This is a genomic window from Pseudarthrobacter sp. TAF60_1 (genome assembly GCF_052113505.1).
Taxonomy (GTDB): Bacteria; Actinomycetota; Actinomycetes; order Actinomycetales; family Micrococcaceae; genus Arthrobacter.
In genome coordinates, this window is record NZ_JBFRDI010000008.1 from 24585 (window position 1) to 44381 (window position 19797).

The following is a 19797-nucleotide window of genomic DNA, read 5'->3' on the forward strand; positions in this document are numbered from 1 at the left end:
CCCGGGCTCACGCCTCGAAGGTAAGACCGCGTTCCGTGGCGGCGGCTTCGAGGATCCTTACGGCCTTCGGGCCGACGCCGTGCATGGCAAGCAATTCCCTCCGGCCCAGCGCGGCCACCTCGGCCAAGGACGTAACGCCCGCCTGGAGGAGGGCGCTGTTGGCAGGCCTGCCAATCGGGGGCAGATCCCCGATCTGTGCAGGAACGTCCCGCGTGCTCATGCCTGCCTCGCCGCAGCTTCGATGTCCCGCCGGACGCGCAGATAATGATGCAGCGTCTCTTTTTCGTCCATAGCCCGCACTCTACCGAACCGCACCCCGACCTTGGATGAGGAATAGTCTGATATCCCAGACATGTGGGGGTGTGGAATGGTGCGGGGAGCCCAGTGCGGGACTCAAGCTTAAGTACGGTAACCCGGACACCCGGCGAAGAAGACGGCGAGATATCGGAGAACACTGTGGCAGACACACAAGCAAAGGTGACGTCCAAAGTCCCCGCCGCCGAGAACACCCTTCGCATCCTCAAACTACTGGCCTCGAAGCGCGGGCCGATGGCGGCGTCGAGCATTGCCACATCGCTGGGATTGCCGCGTTCCAGCGTCTACCACCTGTTGGGGGTGATGGAGGCGAACGGGTTTGTGCTTCACCTGCACGAGGAACAGCGGTACGGGCTGGGCATCAGCGCCTTCGAACTGAGCTCGGCGTATTCGCGGCAGGAGCCGCTGTCCCGCCTGGGCCGGCCCCTGCTGGCCTCGCTGGTGGATGTGATCGGGGAGAGCGCCCACCTGGCGGTGCTTCATGGCCGTGACGTGCTGTACATCGTGGAAGAGCGGGCCAAGAACCGACCGTCTTTGGTGACCGACGTCGGCGTCCGCCTCCCCAGCCACCTCACCGCCAGTGGCCGCGCAATCCTGGCGGCGCTGCCGAAGTCGCAGGTCCGTGCGCTTTACCCGAACGCCGCAGCCTTCACCGCCCGGCACGAGGTGGAGGGCGCCATCACGAAGTACTCGGCCCTGTCCTCGCATCTGGACCAGGTCAGGCAGCGGGGCTACGCCACCGAACACGGTGAAGTGACGCCCGGCTTCGGCTCCATCGCCGCCGCTGTCACCGACCACGTTGGCTGGCCGACCGCGGCCGTCGCCGTCACGTTCCTGGAGGACAAGCTGCCTGCGGACCAGTGGCCAGCGCTCGCCGCCCGTGTGCAGAAGGTTGCGGACGAGCTCTCGGTCCGCATCCACGGCCGGCCGGCCAAGTAACACACCCCCTCTGGCAGGCTGTCGGATTTTGCGCCATCATTCCCGCCCAGAGCCGGGGCAGCCCCGGCAACCCGCTCGGCGCGCCTCGGTTTGGGCGAATGATGGTGCAGAATCCGCACGCGGTTGGCGACAGCCGGCCAAAGCCGAGAGCCAGCCCCCCACGTCTGGAATCCCGGACAGCACCACCCGCAAAGCCCTGTCTGCCCCGCCGTGAAGGGGCTTTAGTAGATGCAGAACCTCTTCCCTAACGCACCAATACGAGAAGGAGCCCCCATGGCACCCGCCGATTTCACCACCGGTGCCCGCCCGGTCAAAGCAGCCCGCGGCACCGAGCTCACCGCCAAGAGCTGGCAGACGGAAGCCCCGCTGCGCATGCTCATGAACAACCTTGACCCTGAGGTTGCCGAACGCCCCGATGACCTGGTGGTCTACGGCGGCACCGGCCGCGCCGTCCGGTCCTGGGCCGCGTTCGACGCCATCACCCGGACCCTCGAAACGATGGAGAAGGACGAGACCCTGCTGGTCCAGTCCGGCAAGCCCGTCGGCGTCTTCCGCACCAACGAATGGGCGCCGCGCGTGCTCCTGGCCAACTCGAACCTGGTGGGCGACTGGGCCACCTGGCCCGAATTCCGCCGGCTCGAGGCCGAGGGCCTGATGATGTACGGCCAGATGACCGCCGGGTCCTGGATCTACATCGGCACGCAGGGCATCCTGCAGGGGACCTTCGAAACCTTCGCCGCGATCGCCCGCAAACTGACCGGGGATGACAACGGCACCCTTGCCGGCACCCTGACCCTCACCGGCGGATGCGGCGGCATGGGCGGCGCCCAGCCCCTCGCCGTCACACTGAACGACGGCGCCTGCCTGATCGTCGACGTCGACGAAACCCGGCTGCGCCGCCGCGCCGGCAAGCGCTACCTCGACGAGGTGGAAACCGATCTCGACGCCGCCATCGCCAAGGTCCTCAAGGCCAAGGAGGAGCGCCGCGGCTGGTCCGTGGGTTACGTCGGCAACGCTGCCGAGGTGTTCCCGGAGATTCTGCGCCGCCACAACGCCGGCGAGTTTACGGTGGACATCGTTACGGACCAGACCTCGGCTCACGACCCGCTGAGCTACCTGCCCGAGGGCATCACGGTGGAGGAATGGCACCGTGAAGCCGAGGCGGACCCTGAGGGCTTCACCAAGAAAGCCCAGGCCTCCATGGCCAGGCACGTCCAGGCCATGGTCGAATTCCAGGATGCCGGCGCCGAGGTCTTCGACTACGGCAACTCCATCCGCGATGAGGCCCGCAAGGGCGGCTACAGCCGGGCGTTTGAATTCCCCGGCTTCGTCCCGGCCTACATCCGCCCGCTGTTCTGCGAGGGCCTGGGCCCGTTCCGCTGGGTGGCTCTCTCCGGTGACCCCGAGGACATCCGCGTCACCGACGAAGCCATCAAGGAACTGTTCCCTGAGAACAAGCACCTGCACCGGTGGATTGACGCCGCGCAGGAACGGGTCGAGTTCGAGGGCCTCCCGGCCCGTATCTGCTGGCTGGGCTACGGCGAACGGGCCAAAGCCGGCCTCCTGTTCAACCAGCTCGTCAAGGAAGGCAAGGTCAAGGCGCCCATCGTGATCGGCCGCGACCACCTCGACTCCGGCTCTGTCGCTTCCCCTTACCGGGAGACCGAAGCCATGGCAGACGGCTCCGATGCGATCGCGGACTGGCCACTGCTCAACGCCCTGCTGAACACCGCCTCCGGCGCCACCTGGGTTTCCATCCACCACGGCGGCGGGGTCGGCATCGGCCGCTCCATCCACGCTGGCCAGGTCTCCGTCGCCGACGGCACCGACCTCGCCGCACAGAAGCTCGAACGCCTGCTGACCAACGACCCCGGGATGGGCGTCATCCGCCACGCCGACGCTGGCTACGAGCGGGCCCTCGACGTCGCCAAGGAACGCGGCGTCCGCATCCCCATGAAGGAATCGGCAGATTCCGCAGAAGCAAAGAAGTAGGAACCACAAGTGACCCTTACAACCCACGAACCGCTCACCGTCACCCTCGGCTCCAGCGGCGTCACGCCCGAGGACGTCGTCGCCGTCGCCCGCCACAACGCCACGGTAACCATTGCCCAGGACGCCCTCGACAACGTCGCCAAGGTCCGCGCACACATCGACAGCCTGGCGCACAGCGAGACGCCCGCCTACGGCATATCCACGGGCTTCGGCGCGCTGGCCAACCGCCACATCCCGAACGAACTCCGCACCCAACTGCAGAAGTCCCTCATCCGCAGTCACGCCGCGGGCATGGGCCCCGCCGTGGAGCGCGAGGTGGTCCGCGGCATCATGTTCCTGCGCGCCAAGACCCTCGCCTCCGGCCGCACGGGCGTACGCCCCGTGGTCCTGCAGACCATGGTGGACGTGCTGAATGCCGGCATCACGCCCGTTGTCCGTGAATTCGGTTCGCTGGGCTGCTCCGGCGACCTCGCGCCGCTGTCCCACTGCGCCCTCGTGCTGATGGGCGAGGGGGAGGCGGCAGGGCCCGACGGCGTGACGTACGGCGGCCGCGGCGAACAGCCGGTCGCCGTGCTGCTCGCCGAACACGGCATCGAGCCCGTGACGCTCGCCGAAAAGGAAGGACTGGCGCTGGTCAACGGCACCGAGGGCATGCTGGGCATGCTGCTGATGGCCATCGCGGACATCCGCAAACTGCTGACGACGGCGGATATCACCGCGGCGATGAGCGTCGAGGCGCTGCTCGGTACGGACCAGGTGTTCCTGCCCGAGCTGCACGCGGCTCTGCGCCCGCACCCGGGCCAGGCAGCGAGTGCGGACAACATGCTGCGGGTGCTGTCCGACTCTCCCATTGTGGCCTCGCACCGCGTGGGGGACTCCAAAGTCCAAGACGCCTACTCGCTACGCTGTGCCCCGCAGGTGGCCGGCGCTGTCCGGGACACCGTGGACTATGCCGCACTGGTGGCTTCCCGCGAACTGGCTGCCGCCATCGACAACCCGGTGGTCCTGCCGGACGGGCGCGTGAGCTCCAACGGCAACTTCCACGGCGCCCCGGTGGCCTACGTGCTCGACTTCCTTGCCATCGCCGTGGCGGACCTGAGCTCGATCGCCGAACGCCGCACGGACCGCATGCTGGACCCCGCACGGTCCCACGGACTGCCTGCCTTCCTCGCCGCAGACCCGGGCGTTGATTCCGGCCTAATGATCGCGCAGTACACGCAGGCCGGACTGGTCTCGGACAACAAGCGGCTGGCCGTCCCGGCTTCGGTGGACTCCATTCCGAGCTCGGCCATGCAGGAGGACCACGTTTCCATGGGCTGGCACGCGGCCCGCAAACTGCGCAAGGCCGTGGAGAACCTCCGCCGTGTCCTGGCGATCGAACTGGTCACCAGCGCACGCGCCATCGATATCCGCACCCAGTTGTCGGGCGGAGAGCTGCTTCCCGGCCCGGCGGGTACGGCCGTTATCGGGGTCCTGCGGGAGCATGTTGAGGGTCCCGGCGCCGACCGGTTCCTCTCGCCGGAACTGGAAACCGCTGACCGTCTGGTGGCTTCCGGGGACCTGATTGCGGCGGCCGAATCCGCCGTCGGAATTCTTGCCTAGGCGGGAATATTCTTCGGCGGCAGCGGCCCTTTCGGACCAATGCTGAAACATGGTGCAACACGCACATTCCCGGTCCGGGAACTGTAGTAGAAATGAAGATGTAGTTAAAGTCACATCAACGAGGCTGTGACGGAACGTATACAAAGGGGTAGAAGTTCAAATGAAAGCACGTGGGGCTGTCCTGTCGAGGCGCAACGCTCATTCCACCTTCGTCTCGGACTGGGGAACATTCCAGCCTGGGGACAGGGTGGAAATCATCAAACACGCTCACGTCATTGCGGCGGGCGAGGTTGAGGAAGTATCGCAGAGCGGGAATGTCTTGTGGCTCGTGCCGGGCGAACCGTCAGAGGAGCAACTGTTCCTGAAATCCGATGGCGTACAGGTTCGGCGAAGCTGACCCTGCACGAAAAAAGTCCCTGCCGCCCGGTGAACCGGGCGGCAGGGACTTTTTTGTGAGCGGCGTTAGGTTAAGCCGCGATGGCTTCGTAGGTCTCGCCGAAGGGGACTGAGTTGTCCAGGGCCACGGTAAAATGGCCGGGGCGCAGCCGGGTCACCAGGATGCCGCAGGCCGCGTCCTTGGCAGTGTCGATCAGGGTGGCAACAGCGTTGTCCAGTCCTTCGCGCATCTCCTCGGCAGTGGCAAACTGCAGGTCGAGGGACCGGGCGCCTGACGCCGCCGTGTCCGCACTGGCGGTCAAGGGGCGTTCCAAAATAGCTGTAGTCATACCTTCAAGTGTACCGGGCTGGTCAACATATGTCAGATGACTGCCCTTTGAGATGGCTGAACAGCAAAAAACCGAAGCTTGTTCGCGGAACCCGGCCCTTCAGGGGAGGATTTGCGAACAAGCTTCGGTCCGAGGCTGGCAGCCTTAGCTGCCGGCGGCCGCCTTCACCGCCAGCACAGGACAATCGGCCTCAAGCAGGATGCGCTGCGACGTGCTTCCCATGATCAGTTTGCCCACCGGAGTCCGGCGGCGCAGGCCGATCACAATCAAGTCCGCGTTGTGCTCCTCGGCCGCGTCCAGGACCTCGGCTGCTGCGTCGTGGCCCCGGACCGGCTGCTTGATGACATAGTCGATCCCGTGGGAGGCCAGTCGTTCCTCGATGCCCTGCATCTCGTTTTCCTGCGCGTACCGGTTATCCACCAGGGCATCGCCCTTGGAGGAGTTGATGACCAGCAGGGTCGCGCTCGATTTCCGGGCCTCCTCGATGGCCTGGGTCAGCGCTGCTTCGCCCTCAGGGGTAGGGACGTATCCCACCACGATCGTCATGGTTGCTCCTTATTCTTGCTGAATGGGGTAGGGAGTGGCTCGGTTGCTGTTCAGTCACTGTAGTCAGCTGCACCTGAATTGGCGGGCAGCAATGAGCTGCGGGCCGGACGGTTGCGCCGGAACAGCTTATACAGCAGCGGCCACAGCAGGATGATCGCCACGATGACGTAGATCCCGACGGCGATCGGCTCGCCGAAGAGCCCGGCAGGGTCGCCGGCGCTGAGCTGCAACGTCTGGCGAAGCTGCTTTTCGAGGCGCGGACCGAGAATGACGCCCAGGATGAGCGGCAGAACCGGGAGACCGAAGCGGCGCATCATGAACCCGAGGGCACCGAGCGCCAGCAGGAGTACCAGGTCAAAGGCCTGCAGGTTCACCGAGTAGGCGCCCAGGGTAGCGAAGAACAGGATGCCGGCATACAGGTAGGGCCGGGGGATCTGCAGGAGCTTCGCCCACAGGGGAGCCAGCGGCAGGTTGATGATCAGGAGCAGGAGGTTACCGATGAAGAGGCTCGCGATCAGGGCCCAGACCAGCGGCCCCTGGCTTTCGAACAGCTGCGGACCCGGCTGGATTCCGTACTGCGTGAAGGCTGCCAGCATCACCGCGGCGGTGGCGTTGGTGGGCAGGCCCAGGGCAAGCATCGGGGTCAGGGTACCGGCGGCCGCAGCGTTGTTGGCTGCTTCGGGGCCGGCCACGCCTTCGATGGCACCCTTGCCGAATTCCTCGGGGTGCTTGCTGAGGCGCTTTTCCGTGACGTAGGACAGGAACGTGGGGATCTCAGCTCCGCCGGCCGGCAGGGCTCCAAACGGGAAGCCGAACGCGGTTCCACGGAGCCAGGGCTTCCAGGAGCGTTTCCAGTCCTGCTTGCCCATCCACGGCTGACCCACAGGAATGATGTGCATCGGCGTCCGGCGCAGGTGCGCGGCAACCCACAGGGCCTCGCCGACCGCGAAGATGGCCACTGCCACCACCACGATGTCCAGCCCGTCCGCCAGGAGCGGCACGCCGAAAGTCAGCCGGGCCTGGCCCGTGACTGAGTCCAGGCCCACCAGGCCGATGGCGAGCCCAAGCCCAAGGGACGCGAAGCCCCGCAGGCGTGATGAGCCAAGGACGGCGGTGACCGCCAGCAGGGCGAGAACCATGATGGCGAAGTAGCTCGGCGCGCCCAGGCTGATGGCGAACTTCACCACGATGGGGGCGCAGACCGCCAGGAGGGTGGTGCCGATGGTGCCGGCCACGAACGAACCGATGGCCGCGGTCGCCAGTGCCTGGGCGGCCCTGCCGGCTTTGGCCATCTTGTTGCCTTCGATGGCCGTGACCACCGATGACGACTCACCCGGCGTATTAAGCAGGATGGAGGTGGTGGAGCCGCCGTACATGCCGCCGTAGTAGATGCCGGCGAACATGATGAAGGCGCTGGTGGGTTCCAGCGCGTAGGTGACCGGAAGCAGCAGTGCCACGGTCATGGCCGGGCCCAGGCCCGGAAGGACGCCGACGGCGGTACCCAGGACAACGCCGATGACGGCGTAGAGGAAATTCATGGGGGTCAGGGCGGTGGCAAAGCCGTCCATCAGGGAGGAGAAGACATCCATCAGAGAATCCCTTCCAGGAGACCGGCGGGCAGTGCAATGCCAAGGCCGAGGTAGAAGCCGTAAAAGGTCAGGAGGGACATGGCCACCGAGATGAGGCCGTCACGGATGTAGTTCCGGCCGCCCAGTGCCCAGACGCTGCCCCAGAACAGGACGGTTCCCGAGATCACCCAGCCGGCCCAGTCGATCAGCAGGATGTTGGCGATGAAGGCTCCGGCCAGTGGCAGTACGGTCTTCCAGTCGGCGGGGTGGGTGAGGTCCACATCCTCGCCGCCTTCTGCTTCGCCTTTGCCGCCCCGGAGGACGTTGATGGCCAGCATGACGGCGCAGACCAGCAGCATGCCGCCCACGATGAACGGCAGGGTCTTCGGTCCTACAGGATCAGACCGGGAGTAGGGGGTGACAATGCGGGCCGCGTCTGCGATAACCACGGCCCCGGCCGCTCCGAGCAGGAGGGCAACCCCCAGCTCGGAGCGGCCTTTGAGCTTTGCAGCCAATGTGGTTGAGGAACTCACGCCAAGCCAAGCTTCGTGAGAACGTCGGCCACCCGCTTGTCCTGCTCTTTCAGGAAGGATTCGAACTTTTCGCCGGTGATGAAGGCATCCGTCCAGCTGTGCGTCTTGAGGGCTTCCTGCCAGGCGGCACTGCTGTGCATCTTCTCCACGGCGGCGATCAGCTTGGCTTTATCGGCGTCGGTGATGCCGGGAGGGGCAACCAGGCCGCGCCAGTTGCTGAACACCAGGTCAATGTTGGATTCCTTCAGCGTGGGTGCGTCAACACCGGCAAGGCGCTTCTCGCCGCTGGTTGCCAGGACGCGGACTTCGCCGGATTCGATCTGCTTGAGGTACTCACCGGCACCGGATGCCGCGAAGCCCACCTTGTTGCCCAGGATGGCCGGAAGAAGGTCTCCGCCGCCGTCGTAGGACACGAAGTTCACCTTTGTGGGATCGATTCCGACGGCACCGGCGAGCTGCATGGGCAGCAGATGGTCGGGGCCGCCGGGGGAGGAGCCGCCGCCCACGCTGATGGAGCCGGGGTCGGCCTTCCAAGCGGTCACCAGGTCATCGATGGTCTTGAAGGGTGAGTTCTTGTTGACCATGATCGCGCCGGGCTCTTCGATGAGCTTGGCCAAGGGGGTGGTGGCTGTCAGCTTGGACTCGGATTTGTTGGTGTAGCTGGCGCCCACCACGCCCAGGCCCATGAGCATGGCGAGGTCGCCGTTGCCCTTTTCGTTGACCACGCGGGCCAGGCCGACAGTGCCGCCGGCGCCGGCGAGGTTGAAGACTTCGGTGTTGGTGGCGATCTTCTCGTCGTCGAGGACCTTCGCGGCAACCCGTGCGGTGGTGTCGTAGCCGCCTCCCGGGGTGTTGGGAACCATGATCTGGAGGCCGGTCACGGGGCCGGCAGAGCCGGAGCTCTTGGAGTCGGTGGCGGTCTTTCCGGTGGCACCGCAGCCGGTGGCCATCAGGGCGATGCCGGCGGCGACGGCAGCGATTCGCAATGCGCGGATCTGGCGCATGGTATTCCTCTTCTCAATAAAAACTGTTCAGCAGGACTGACTGGTGATCCGATGCTAGGCGGCGGGGTGACCGGCATCACTCTTGTGTACGCAGAGAAAGTTAAGTTCATTGCGTTCACGTTTCCGCCCTCCCACCCTTGGACTTTACTGGTGCTCGGAGGGCGTTCGCCGAGGCAGGAGTCCCGGTACGGTGGGGGTATAGTTCCGGTAGCCCCGCCCGCGCCATGACCAACCGGAGCGCACCACGCCAGACGAAAGACCTACAGTGACTCGACGAAGAGGAATGTCCCTCGCAGGGCAGTATCTGCTGCTCCAGTTGCTGATCGTCCTGGCCGTCCTAGTGGCAGTGGTTGCCATCTCACTGGCGCAGTCCGCGGCAACGTTTGAGCGGATCGAGGGTCGGCGGGCGCTGTCCGCTGCCGAGGCCCTGGGCAACAACCCGGCCGTCCGCGCGCTGCTTCCCTCGGCTGAACCGCGGGGCAGCGCCAGCCTGGCGGCAGTGGCGGAGTCGGTCCGCACCGTTTCAGGGTCCTCGCAGGTGGCGCTCGCCCAGCTCGACCGCACGGTCGTGGCTTCGTCCGATCCCAATCTGCTGGGGAATCCCTTGGATCTCGGGGCCAGCAGGGTCATGGAAGGCCGTGCCTGGACGGGCCCGGTGGGCGGGGCAGGCTCACAATCCCTGTCGGCTCACGTGCCGGTCCTGGACGACAACGGGAAGATGATTGGCATCGCGTCCATCAGCCGGAACTACCCTTCAACGCTTGAACGGCTCGGAGATGCCGTGCCAAACCTCCTTACCTATCTGGGGGTGGCGAGCGTGCTCGGGATTGCCGGGTCGCTGCTGCTGGCCCGCCGGGTGAAACGGCAGACACTCGGCATGGAACCCAGTGAAATTACCGGCCTGGTGGAGAACCGGGAGGCGATGCTGCATGGCCTGAAGGAAGGTGTGGTGGCCCTCGACCCGCATGAGCGCATCACGGTGGTCAACGACAGTGCCCGCGCATTGCTGGGGCTTCCCGCTGACTGCGTGGGTAAGCGGCTGCACACGCTTTCGGTGGAGCCTGCCCTGAAGGACGTCCTGACGCGGGAGCAGCCCGGGCCGGACCGGCTGGTGCTGGTGGGTGACCGGCTGGTGGTGCTGAACCGCGTCCCCATCCGTTCCCGGGGCCGGGATATCGGCTCCGTCACCACGCTGCGTGACCGCACGGAACTCTCCGCCCTTGAACGCGAGCTGGGCACCACGCGGACGGCCACCGACACCCTCCGCGCCCAGGCACACGAATTCGCCAACCAGCTGCACGTGATCTCCGGCCTCATCCAGATCGCCGAATACGAATCCGTGGTCCAGTTCGTCAACGGCGTCACGGTGGACAGGACCCGGCTCAACGACGAGGTCACCAGCCGCATCCAGGACCCTGCGCTCGCCGCCCTGCTGATTGCCAAGTCAAGCCTCGCCACCGAACGCGGCGTCGCCCTTCAACTGGCCCCCGAATCGGGGCTGGAGCGCGTTGACGATGAGCTGTCGCGCGACCTGACCACCGTCGTCGGAAACCTCGTGGACAACGCGTTCGACGCCGTCGCCGGGCTTCCGGAACCCGCGGTGCGCGTGCTGGTCGAGGACACTGCCGACGCCGTGACCGTCACCGTCAGCGATACCGGTCCGGGCGTCGCCGGGGACACGGGCGAGATCTTCCGGCAGGGTTTTACCACCAAGGAACCGGGCCCCGCGGGGAGCCGGGGCTTCGGCCTGGCGCTTTCGAGGGTGGTCTGCAGGCGCAGCGGCGGCGATCTGGCGGTGGCCAACAATAATGGGGCGGTTTTTACGGCCGTCCTGAAGAGAAAGAAAACCGAGCCTTGATCAAAGTCCTGATTGTTGATGACGACTTCATGGTGGCCAAAGTCCACGCTGGGTTCATCCAGCGCACTCCCGGCTTCAGCGTTGTCGGAGCAGCCCACACCGGCGCCCAGGCAGTTGCCGAAACTGAGCGGCTGCAGCCGGACCTGGTGCTGCTGGACATCCATCTCCCGGACGTCAACGGCCTTGACCTGATGCATCAACTGCGCGAAGTGGCGCCGGACCTGGACGTGCTGGTGATCAGCGCCGCCCGTGAGGTGGACACGGTGCGCAAGGCCCTTCGAAGCGGGATTGTGCACTACCTCATCAAGCCCTTCTCGCAGACTGACCTGCAGGAACGGCTGGAGCACTACCGCAGTGCCTACCAGGGCCTGGACTCGTCCAAGGACGTGGCGGAGCAGTCGGACGTCAACCGGGTGTTCGGCCTGGACCGCACCGAACGGCCGCTGCCGAAGGGCTGCAGCATCGAGACGCTGAAGCTGGTGGAAACCGCCCTGAAAGAGGCCGACGGCGACCTGTCCGCCAACGAGGTTGCCGTCCAGTTGGGCACGTCCCGGGTCAGTGCCCGCCGGTACCTTGAGTACCTGAACGATGAAGGGGTGCTGGAAGTCCGGCTCAAGTACGGCGTGGGCCGGCCCGAGCGGCGCTACCTGCTGAAAGCTTAACCGGACGGGCGCGGCCGCCCCGGAGCAGTGCAGCGTCGCCTAGCGAAGCAGGGTGTTCACCAGCCTGGCGGCAACCTTCGCAGTCCGGCCGTCGAGGTCGAAAGCGGGGTTCAGTTCCGCCACGTCTACGTGCAGGAGCTTGCCGCTTTCGGCCACCTGACGGCAGACCGCGCTGATTACGGGCAGCGGAACTCCGTAAGCGGCAGGGGCACTCACCCCGGGAGCAACGGACGCCGGCAGGACGTCAAGGTCGATTGTCAGGTAGAGCACGTCCACGCCATCAAGGAACTGCGCAACAAAGTCCTCCACTTGCCCGGGCGTGCAGTCCTCATCGGCCAGGTACTGCACACCCAGTTGTCCTGCGGTGGCAAAGAGTGCCTTGGTGTTGTTCGGCTCGGAAATTCCGACGACGGCGTACCTGAATTCGCGCCCGGCGGCCCCTTCCGCGTGAGCCATCTGGAGGAACGGCGTCCCGGAACTGGGGACGGGTTCAGCCCGGAGGTCGAAGTGGGCGTCCAGGTTCAGGATCCCCAAGCGCCGGCCACCGCGCATTGCTTCAGACCCTGCCACCCCCAGGTAGCTGGCGTAGGCGGTTTCGTGCCCGCCGCCCAGCAGCACCGTGAGGTTGCCGGCGTCGAGCATGGCGGTAATGGCCTGCCCGGCGCGGGCCTGGCCGGCTTCGAGGGCGCCGTCCGCCACCACGACGTCCCCGGCGTCGGCCACGGGCCGGTCCAAGTGAAACGCCAGCGGACCAAGCGCAGCCCGGATAGCTGCGGGCGCTGCCGCGGCTCCGATCCGGCCCTTGTTGCGGCGGACGCCTTCATCGCTCGCGAACCCGAGGATCACGGCGGGCGCGGGGCCGGAGTTGCGGGGCACCTCCGCTCCGGGGACGTAAGGAGAAACTGCCTGCCACCAGCGGCGGTGTTCGGTGCCGTCGCCGTCGAACCTCCCTATCCAGGGCTGCGGCGGGACGTCAACGGAGAGCGCGGAAGAATCCATGACCCTAGCTCACCGCAGCCCGGCCGGGAAAACCAGCCGCGCCGCCGTCGTACTGTCCGGAATCCCGGACCCTCGCCTTAACGCGAGATGGCACTTCGCGGCAGTGTTTGCGCAAAACACTGCCGCGAAGTGCCATCTCGACGGAGAGACCGGGCTCCTACTTCATGCCGAGCGCGGCCTCGATGGGACCGATTCCGAAGAACAACAGGAACGCGGCGGCAACTGCCCACATCAGCGGATGCACCTCGCGGGCGCGGCCTTGGAAGCTCCGGATCAGCACGAACGCGATGAACCCGGCGCCGAGGCCGTTGGCGATCGAGTAGGTGAACGGCATCAGGGTGAAGGTCAGGAACGCAGGGATCGCGATACCCCAGTCCTGCCAGTCGATCTTGCCGACCTGGGAGACCATCATGAAGCCGACCACGACGAGGGCGGGCGCCACGGCCTCGAACGGGACGAGGTTGATCAGCGGGGTGAAGAACATGGCGACCAACAGCAGCAGGCCGGTGACGATCGAGGCCAGGCCGGTCCGGGCGCCCTCACCGATGCCGGCGCCCGATTCGACGAAGATCTGGTTGGAGGACACGGACGCGCCGCCGCCCGCGATCGCGCCAATCGCATCAATCTGCAGCACGCGGTCCACGTTGGGGATGTTGCCGTCCTTGTCGATGGTGCCGGCCTCGGTAGCGAGGCCCACCATGGTGCCCATGGCGTCAAAGAAGATGCTCAGCAGGATGACGAAGGCCAGCAGCGCGGCGGCCACCACGCCGAGGTGCTCAAAGGCGCCGAAGGGGTTGGCCTTGCCGATCAGGGAGAGGTCCGGCGCGGCCCATTCGGTGAACTTGGGTGCCACCAGCGACCACCCCTGCGGGTTGAAGGGCTTACCCGGCTGAACGCTGGGGCCGATGTGCAGCGTGAACTCCAGGATCACGGCGAAGACGGTCGAGGTGATGATGCCGATCAGGATGGCGCCCTTGACTTTGCGGACCACCAGGGCGATGGTCAGGACCAGGCCGAAGACGAACACCAGGGTGGGCCAGCCCAGGAGTTTGCCGTCGAAGCCCAGGCCGACCGGGACGGTGGTGCCGGCGACATCGGGGATGCGGCGCACGAATCCGGCGTTGACCAGCCCGATCAGCGCGATGAACAGGCCGATCCCCACCACGATCGCTGTTTTCAGGCCGTCCGGGACAGCCCTGAACACCGCGGTGCGGAACCCCGTCAGCACCAGAATCAGCATGGTGATGCCGGAGAGCATGATCAGGCCCATCATGTCCGGCCAGGTCAGGCCCGGGTTGGTGGCCACCGTGACGGCGGAGAAGGCGTTAACGCCCAAGCCGGTGGCAAGCGCGAACGGGTGCTTGGCCCAGGCGCCCATGAGGATGGTGAGGATGCCTGCGACGAACGCGGTGGCGGCTGCCACGGCAGGGAAACCGAGGGTGGCGCCGGAGGAATCGGGGCCGCCGAGAATCAGCGGATTCAGCACCACGATGTAGCTCATGGCGAAGAAGGTCGCAAAGCCGCCGCGGATCTCGCGCGAGAAGTTGGACCCCCGCTCGGAAATCTTGAAATACCGGTCGAGTGCAGAGCCCTGCTTCAGCATTGGTCCTCCGGAGAAAGTGTCTTGGGTTTATATGAATCCTAAACGGCGGGGACGCGCGCCCCGGCTCAACGTCTGCCCCGTCACAGCCCGGCTCCACGCGCGGGCGCGCGCTGACGGGCCAAGCCTAGAATGACTGTCAGGAACTTCACACCGCGCGTGCAAAACGATGGAGACACGATGACCACTGCCACCACCACAGACGAGCAGCTCCCCGCGGCGCACGTGGCCGACAGCCATGACCTGATCAGTGTGCAGGGCGCCCGGGAGAACAACCTCAAGGACATCAGCATCGACATCCCCAAGCGGCGGCTCACGGTGTTCACCGGTGTGTCCGGCTCGGGCAAGAGTTCCCTCGTGTTTGCCACCATCGCGGCCGAGTCGCAGCGGATGATCAACGAGACCTACAGTGCCTTTGTGCAGGGGTTCATGCCCAACCTGGCCCGGCCCGATGTGGACCGCCTTGAGGGGCTGACCACGGCGATCATCGTTGACCAGGAGCGGATGGGCGCGAACCCCCGCTCCACGGTGGGTACCGCCACGGACGCGAACGCGATGCTCCGGATCCTCTTCAGCCGGCTGGGCACCCCGCAGGTGGGCCCGCCCACGGCATTCTCGTTCAACGTGCCCACCCGCAAGGCCAGCGGTGTGATGAGCACCGAAAAGGCCGGCGGCCGGGTGGATAAGAGCGTGGTGCAGAACGCCGTCTACCTCGGTGGCATGTGTCCGCGCTGTGAGGGCATGGGCTCCGTGTCCGACTTCGACCTCACGGCACTCTTTGATGACAGCAAGTCACTTGCCGGGGGCGCCCTGACCGTCCCCGGGTACAGCATGGACGGCTGGTACGGCCGCATCTTCAGCGGTGCCGGCTTCAACATGGACAAACCCATCGCGAAGTACACCAAGAAGGAAATGCACGATCTTCTGTACAAGGAACCCACGAAGATCAAGGTGGAAGGCATCAACCTCACCTACGAAGGCCTGATCCCCAAGATCCAGAAGTCCATGCTCTCCAAGGACGTGGACGCCATGCAGCCCCACATCCGGGCTTTCGTGGAGCGTGCCATCACCTTCCAGGCCTGCCCCGAGTGCGAGGGCACGCGGCTCAGCGCCGAGGCCCGGTCCGCAAAGATCCAGGGCAAGAACATTGCCGACCTCTGCAAGATGCAGATCACCGACCTCGCCGGCTGGGTCCGGGACCTGAAGGAGCCGTCGGTGGCGCCGCTGCTCAAGGGCCTGCAGCACCTGCTCGACTCGTTCTCCGAGATCGGGCTGGGCTACCTTTCCCTGGACCGGCCGGCCGGCACGCTGTCCGGCGGCGAGGCCCAGCGCACCAAGATGATCCGGCACTTGGGCTCGTCCCTCACGGACGTCACCTATGTCTTCGATGAGCCCACCATCGGCCTCCACCCGCATGACATCGAACGGATGAACCAGTTGCTGCTGCAGCTGCGCGACAAGGGCAACACGGTGCTGGTGGTGGAGCATAAGCCGGAGACCATCGCCATCGCAGACCACGTGGTTGACCTCGGCCCGGGCGCCGGCACCAGGGGCGGCAGTGTCTGCTTCGAGGGCAGCGTGGAGGGGTTGCGGTCCAGCGACACCATCACCGGACGCCACCTGGATGACCGGGCCGCGGTCAAGCCGGCAACGCGCAAAGCCGCCGGCGCCATGGAGGTCCGGGGCGCCTCCACGCATAACCTCAAGGACGTCGACGTCGACGTTCCGCTCGGCGTGCTGTGCGTCATCACGGGCGTGGCTGGTTCGGGCAAGAGCTCGCTGATCCACGGCTCGGTGGCCGGCCGCGACGGCGTGGTGGTGATCGACCAGGGCGCCATCAAGGGCTCGCGCCGCAGCAACCCCGCAACATATACGGGCCTGCTCGAGCCGATCCGCAAGGCGTTCGCCAAGGCCAACGGCGTCAAGCCGGCCCTGTTCAGCTCCAACTCCGAGGGCGCCTGCCCCACCTGCAACGGCGCGGGGGTTATCTTCACCGAACTGGGGGTCATGGCCACCGTCGAGTCCATGTGCGAGGACTGTGAGGGCCGCCGCTTCCAGGCCTCGGTCCTGGAATACAAACTGGGCGGACGCAACATCTCCGAAGTGCTCTCAATGTCGATGACCGAGGCTGAGGTGTTCTTCGGCGAAGGGGAGGCCAAGACACCGGCGGCCCACAAGATTCTGAACCGGCTGGTGGATGTGGGGCTCGGCTACCTCACGCTTGGCCAGCCGCTCACCACGCTGTCCGGCGGCGAGCGGCAGCGCGTCAAGCTGGCCACGCAGATGGCGGAGAAGGGCGACGTCTACGTCCTGGACGAGCCGACCACAGGCCTGCACCTGGCGGACGTCGCGAACCTGCTGGGCCTCCTGGACCGCCTGGTGGACTCCGGCAAATCGGTGCTCGTCATTGAGCACCACCAGGCAGTCATGGCGCATGCTGACTGGATCATCGACCTGGGTCCCGGCGCAGGGCACGACGGCGGCAAGGTGGTTTTCGAGGGCACTCCCGCCGAGCTGGTGGCCGCGAAGTCGACGCTCACCGGCAAGCACCTCGCCCTCTACGTCGGTGGCCAAACGGACGGTTAGGGTGGGCGCTTAGGCCGGGCGGACTAGGCTTGAAAGGAAGCCATCTTTTTAGGGAGCAGTCCACCCATGCGATCCATCCGCCGCCAGTTGCTGAGTGTCCTGCTTGGGACCTTCGTTTTCGCCGCCGCGCTGCTGGGGTTCTCCGCCCCGGCTTTGGCGCACGACACCGCTGAGTCCAGCAGCCCCGCCCAGGGCGCCACGCTGGAAGCGCCGCCTGAGAAAGTCTCCGTCACGTTCACCAAGAACCCGTTGGGGATCGGCGCACAGTTTTCGGTGAAGGACTCCGCTGGCGCCGAGTGGGCTGACGGGGCGGTCGAAATTCTCGACAACGTGGCTTCGCAGAAACTGAAGGCGGGCGCTCCGGCGGGGGCTTACACCGTGGCCTGGCGCGTGGTCAGTTCGGATTCGCACCCCATTGAGGGGACGTTCGGCTTTACGGCAACGGCCGCCGCTTCGGGGGCCTCGCCGTCGGGCGTTTCAACAGCCGGTGCGGGCGCCGGTCCGACGGCGTCCGCCGGTGTTCCCGGCATGGGCACCCCCCAGCCGGGAGTTACAGTGGCGCCGGAACCGGCAGTTGATGCGTCAGAACCGTTTCCGTGGAGCCTGGTGATCTTTGCCGCCGTGGCCCTGGGGCTGCTGGTGACGATCGGCATCCTGGCCAAGCGCCGGCTTAGCGCCGGCAGCGACGACGACACCGAGGAACCGTAGACGCGGGCTGAACGTCCTAGACGGCGAAGCTTCCCGACATGATGTCCTGGCCGGCCTCCGGGTAAACCTTGGCTGAGATGGCCTGGCCCACGGTTTTTGCCTGCCGCAGCACTTCCTTCGGCGAGGGCGTAATCAGGTCGCCCACACCCACAAGGTAGATGCCAATGGTCCGCATGGCTGCCACGAGGTTGCGGCCCACCGTGATGCCGAAATCGCTCAGCATGCGGCGCAGCTGGCTGTGGGCACAGCGGGTAAGCACGATGTGGTCCGCCAACAGGATGCCGTTGGGGGTGTGGACCTCCCACTTGCCGGCGGCCGGCTCCGCAGCAGGCGCGTCCGGGGTACCGGGAGCGCCGCCCACCATGGTCAGCTGAACGGCCCGCGTGGTGTTGCGGACATCCATCTGATGGCTGGCGGCATAGTTGCGCAGATGCCGGAGGATTTCGTTGCGTTCCCGGAGGGAGTCGGAGTCCGCTGCGTCGCAGCGCTGCAGTGAAGTGGTATTGGCCGGTTGCCCGGCGCCGAGGATGTCCAGTCCGTCCACTACTATGGCGTCCACGCCGCGCCGCCGCAGTTCTGCGCCGACGGCGAGCCCGGAAAGCCCTGTGCCGATGATCACCGTGGTGGTCCGCTCGGTCCCGCCAGTCACAGGCATGGTTGACACTACAGTTCTCCTCCTTAAGGCATTCGGTTGATGCAGGCATCCTTGCCCGCCCGCGTTGCCGCACCCCCCAAAGTCCGGCCGCAACAGCGGCCCGCGACGCACTCGTGCGGAGGGCATCAACGGACCGGCAGTGCCTCGAAGACTACAGAAAATTGGTGTCCGGCGATAGCCCATTTGGAAACATTCTTCTTAACGATGGACACGGTTGCCGAACCGGTTGCCATGGGCTGTGGATAACCATCCGCACCCGGCTGCGGCGCCCTTGCTAAGTGTTCAAGGACCGAGAATAGTGATAAATGGAAGCAACGTGTTCCTGACCAGCCGCAATGTCCCTGCGACCGGTGCTGGTGGAGCGCTCAGCTTCTGGCAGAATGGCCGGAACACCAGCCGGAACACCAGCCGGAATATGAGGCAGTACCGCGAGGAGGCGGCCCGATGGGCGCACATGAGATGCAACCGGACCCGGAACGGAGCCATGTGGCCAGCTCCGCCGCTCCCAAGGGAATCGTTGTAGGTGTAGACGGATCCGACCACGGCCAGTGCGCCCTCGTATGGGCCGCCCGGGAAGCCGAACGCCGCCGTCGGCCCTTGCACATTGTCACCGCGTACTCAGTGCCGATCTTCGCTGCGTCCGGGCTGGACGGCGGCTACGCCACAGTGGATGACTCGGTGATCCGCGAGGGAGCGGAAGCCATCATCCAGCAGGCGATGGACAAGGTTGCCGGCTACAACATCGACGTCGATGCCTCCGTGGAGAACGGTGACGCCTCGGGCGTGCTCCTGGAGATGTCGGAAACGGCGGAGCTGCTGGTGTTCGGCACGCGCGGCCGCGGCGGATTTGTGGGCCGCCTGCTGGGCTCGGTGAGCAGTGCCCTCCCCGCCCACGCGAAGTGCCCCACGGTAACTGTGCCCCTTATCTGTTCGGACCGGCTGGGTGAAACCACGGACGACAAGCGTGTCCGGGCCGAGCAGGCCAAGGAGGGGCACAAACGGGTTGAGAACGTCGTGGTGGTGGGGGTGGACGGGTCCGAACAGGCCAGGGTGGCCGTGCTGGAAGCCGCGGACCAGGCTGAACGGCTCGGGGCAACCCTGCGGGTAATCTGTGCCGTGCCGCAGTTCAGCGGGTCGCTGGCGTGGGTGCCGGCCCCGATGGACCGGCAGGCCCTGTTTGAGGACATCCGTGAACAGCTCGAAGCCGGGAAGGCCTGGCTGAAGAGCCACTACCCGAACCTTCCGGTGGAGTCGGAAGTGAGGGACGGCTCGGCCGTTGATGTCCTGGTGGAAGCCAGCAGGCACGCGGAACTTGTCGTGGTGGGCACGCGCGGCCGGGGCGGGTTCACGGGCATGTTGCTGGGTTCCACCTCGGACGGGGTCCTGCACCACACCAAGGGACCGGTCATGGTGGTGCCGGACCGGGATGATCCGCGGCTGGCGGACAGGGCGAAGTTTGGCCCGGCTCTCGGCGCAGCCTGACCGCCGGCCTTCGAAGAAGGACG

General features: G+C 66.1%; 18 protein-coding genes. 9 read left to right on the forward strand and 9 right to left on the reverse strand.

Going from position 1 to position 19797, the window contains the following annotated elements; all coding sequences use genetic code 11:
- Positions 1 to 7: 7 nt before the first annotated feature.
- A complete protein-coding gene (locus tag AB4Y73_RS10880; protein ID WP_441871449.1) occupies positions 8 to 220 on the reverse strand; it encodes a hypothetical protein in 213 nt (70 codons plus the stop codon).
- 236 nt (positions 221 to 456) lie between these two features.
- Between AB4Y73_RS10880 and AB4Y73_RS10885 the strand changes: the two genes are divergently transcribed.
- The 4 genes from AB4Y73_RS10885 (at position 457) to AB4Y73_RS10900 (ending at position 5245) form a co-directional block, all read left to right on the forward strand.
- Entirely contained in the window at positions 457 to 1254 is a 798-nt protein-coding gene (locus AB4Y73_RS10885) for an IclR family transcriptional regulator (protein ID WP_441871450.1), read from the forward strand.
- Positions 1255 to 1527: 273 nt separating this feature from the next.
- Positions 1528 to 3246 carry a urocanate hydratase gene (locus tag AB4Y73_RS10890; protein WP_441871451.1) on the forward strand — a complete coding sequence of 573 codons (1719 nt, stop codon included), beginning with the start codon at positions 1528 to 1530 and terminating at the stop codon, positions 3244 to 3246.
- A gap of 9 nt (positions 3247 to 3255) precedes the next feature.
- Entirely contained in the window at positions 3256 to 4848 is a 1593-nt protein-coding gene (gene hutH, locus AB4Y73_RS10895) for a histidine ammonia-lyase (RefSeq protein WP_441871452.1), read from the forward strand.
- 160 nt (positions 4849 to 5008) lie between these two features.
- On the forward strand, positions 5009 to 5245 hold the full coding sequence (locus AB4Y73_RS10900) for a hypothetical protein (RefSeq protein ID WP_441871453.1): 237 nt from the start codon (positions 5009 to 5011) through the stop codon (positions 5243 to 5245).
- Between the two features lie 70 nt (positions 5246 to 5315).
- On the opposite strand, the gene AB4Y73_RS10905 is transcribed toward AB4Y73_RS10900, so the two are convergent.
- From AB4Y73_RS10905 to AB4Y73_RS10925, 5 genes are all read right to left on the reverse strand, one after another.
- Positions 5316 to 5573 carry a hypothetical protein gene (locus AB4Y73_RS10905; RefSeq protein WP_441871454.1) on the reverse strand — a complete coding sequence of 86 codons (258 nt, stop codon included), beginning with the start codon at positions 5571 to 5573 and terminating at the stop codon, positions 5316 to 5318.
- Between the two features lie 144 nt (positions 5574 to 5717).
- Positions 5718 to 6119 (reverse strand): universal stress protein, encoded by a 402-nt coding sequence (locus tag AB4Y73_RS10910; RefSeq protein ID WP_441871455.1) that lies wholly within the window; start codon positions 6117 to 6119, stop codon positions 5718 to 5720.
- 50 nt (positions 6120 to 6169) lie between these two features.
- Positions 6170 to 7708: a tripartite tricarboxylate transporter permease gene (locus AB4Y73_RS10915; protein ID WP_441871456.1), complete on the reverse strand. Its 1539-nt coding sequence runs from the start codon at positions 7706 to 7708 to the stop codon at positions 6170 to 6172.
- Entirely contained in the window at positions 7708 to 8220 is a 513-nt protein-coding gene (locus AB4Y73_RS10920) for a tripartite tricarboxylate transporter TctB family protein (protein WP_441871457.1), read from the reverse strand. Before AB4Y73_RS10920 ends, AB4Y73_RS10915 begins: the two co-directional genes overlap by 1 nt.
- Positions 8217 to 9224: a Bug family tripartite tricarboxylate transporter substrate binding protein gene (locus tag AB4Y73_RS10925; protein ID WP_441871458.1), complete on the reverse strand. Its 1008-nt coding sequence runs from the start codon at positions 9222 to 9224 to the stop codon at positions 8217 to 8219. The genes AB4Y73_RS10920 and AB4Y73_RS10925 overlap by 4 nt, the downstream gene beginning before the upstream one ends.
- Before the next feature lie 283 nt (positions 9225 to 9507).
- Between AB4Y73_RS10925 and AB4Y73_RS10930 the strand changes: the two genes are divergently transcribed.
- Together AB4Y73_RS10930 and AB4Y73_RS10935 are read left to right on the forward strand one after the other, a co-directional pair.
- A complete protein-coding gene (locus AB4Y73_RS10930) occupies positions 9508 to 11082 on the forward strand; it encodes a sensor histidine kinase (protein ID WP_441871459.1) in 1575 nt (524 codons plus the stop codon).
- Positions 11079 to 11744, forward strand: a complete 666-nt coding sequence (locus tag AB4Y73_RS10935) for a response regulator (RefSeq protein WP_441871460.1) — start codon at positions 11079 to 11081, stop codon at positions 11742 to 11744. Before AB4Y73_RS10930 ends, AB4Y73_RS10935 begins: the two co-directional genes overlap by 4 nt.
- Positions 11745 to 11783: 39 nt before the next feature.
- On the opposite strand, the gene hutG is transcribed toward AB4Y73_RS10935, so the two are convergent.
- Together hutG and AB4Y73_RS10945 are read right to left on the reverse strand one after the other, a co-directional pair.
- Positions 11784 to 12743 carry a formimidoylglutamase gene (gene hutG, locus AB4Y73_RS10940; protein WP_441871461.1) on the reverse strand — a complete coding sequence of 320 codons (960 nt, stop codon included), beginning with the start codon at positions 12741 to 12743 and terminating at the stop codon, positions 11784 to 11786.
- 157 nt (positions 12744 to 12900) lie between these two features.
- Positions 12901 to 14346, reverse strand: coding sequence for an NCS2 family permease (locus AB4Y73_RS10945; RefSeq protein WP_441871462.1), 1446 nt, complete (start codon positions 14344 to 14346; stop codon positions 12901 to 12903).
- 177 nt (positions 14347 to 14523) lie between these two features.
- Here AB4Y73_RS10945 and AB4Y73_RS10950 point away from each other — a divergent pair, with 177 nt between their 5' ends.
- The gene (locus AB4Y73_RS10950) at positions 14524 to 16929 is read left to right on the forward strand and encodes an ATP-binding cassette domain-containing protein (protein WP_441871463.1); all 2406 of its coding nucleotides are present in this window, start codon (positions 14524 to 14526) and stop codon (positions 16927 to 16929) included.
- A 66-nt stretch (positions 16930 to 16995) separates the two neighbouring features.
- The gene (locus AB4Y73_RS10955; RefSeq protein WP_441871464.1) at positions 16996 to 17637 is read left to right on the forward strand and encodes a copper resistance CopC family protein; all 642 of its coding nucleotides are present in this window, start codon (positions 16996 to 16998) and stop codon (positions 17635 to 17637) included.
- A 16-nt stretch (positions 17638 to 17653) separates the two neighbouring features.
- Here the strand turns inward: AB4Y73_RS10955 and AB4Y73_RS10960 are convergent, their stop codons facing one another.
- Positions 17654 to 18292: an FAD-binding protein gene (locus tag AB4Y73_RS10960; protein WP_441871700.1), complete on the reverse strand. Its 639-nt coding sequence runs from the start codon at positions 18290 to 18292 to the stop codon at positions 17654 to 17656.
- Between the two features lie 444 nt (positions 18293 to 18736).
- Here AB4Y73_RS10960 and AB4Y73_RS10965 point away from each other — a divergent pair, with 444 nt between their 5' ends.
- Positions 18737 to 19774, forward strand: a complete 1038-nt coding sequence (locus tag AB4Y73_RS10965) for a universal stress protein (protein ID WP_441871465.1) — start codon at positions 18737 to 18739, stop codon at positions 19772 to 19774.
- Positions 19775 to 19797: the final 23 nt, after the last annotated feature.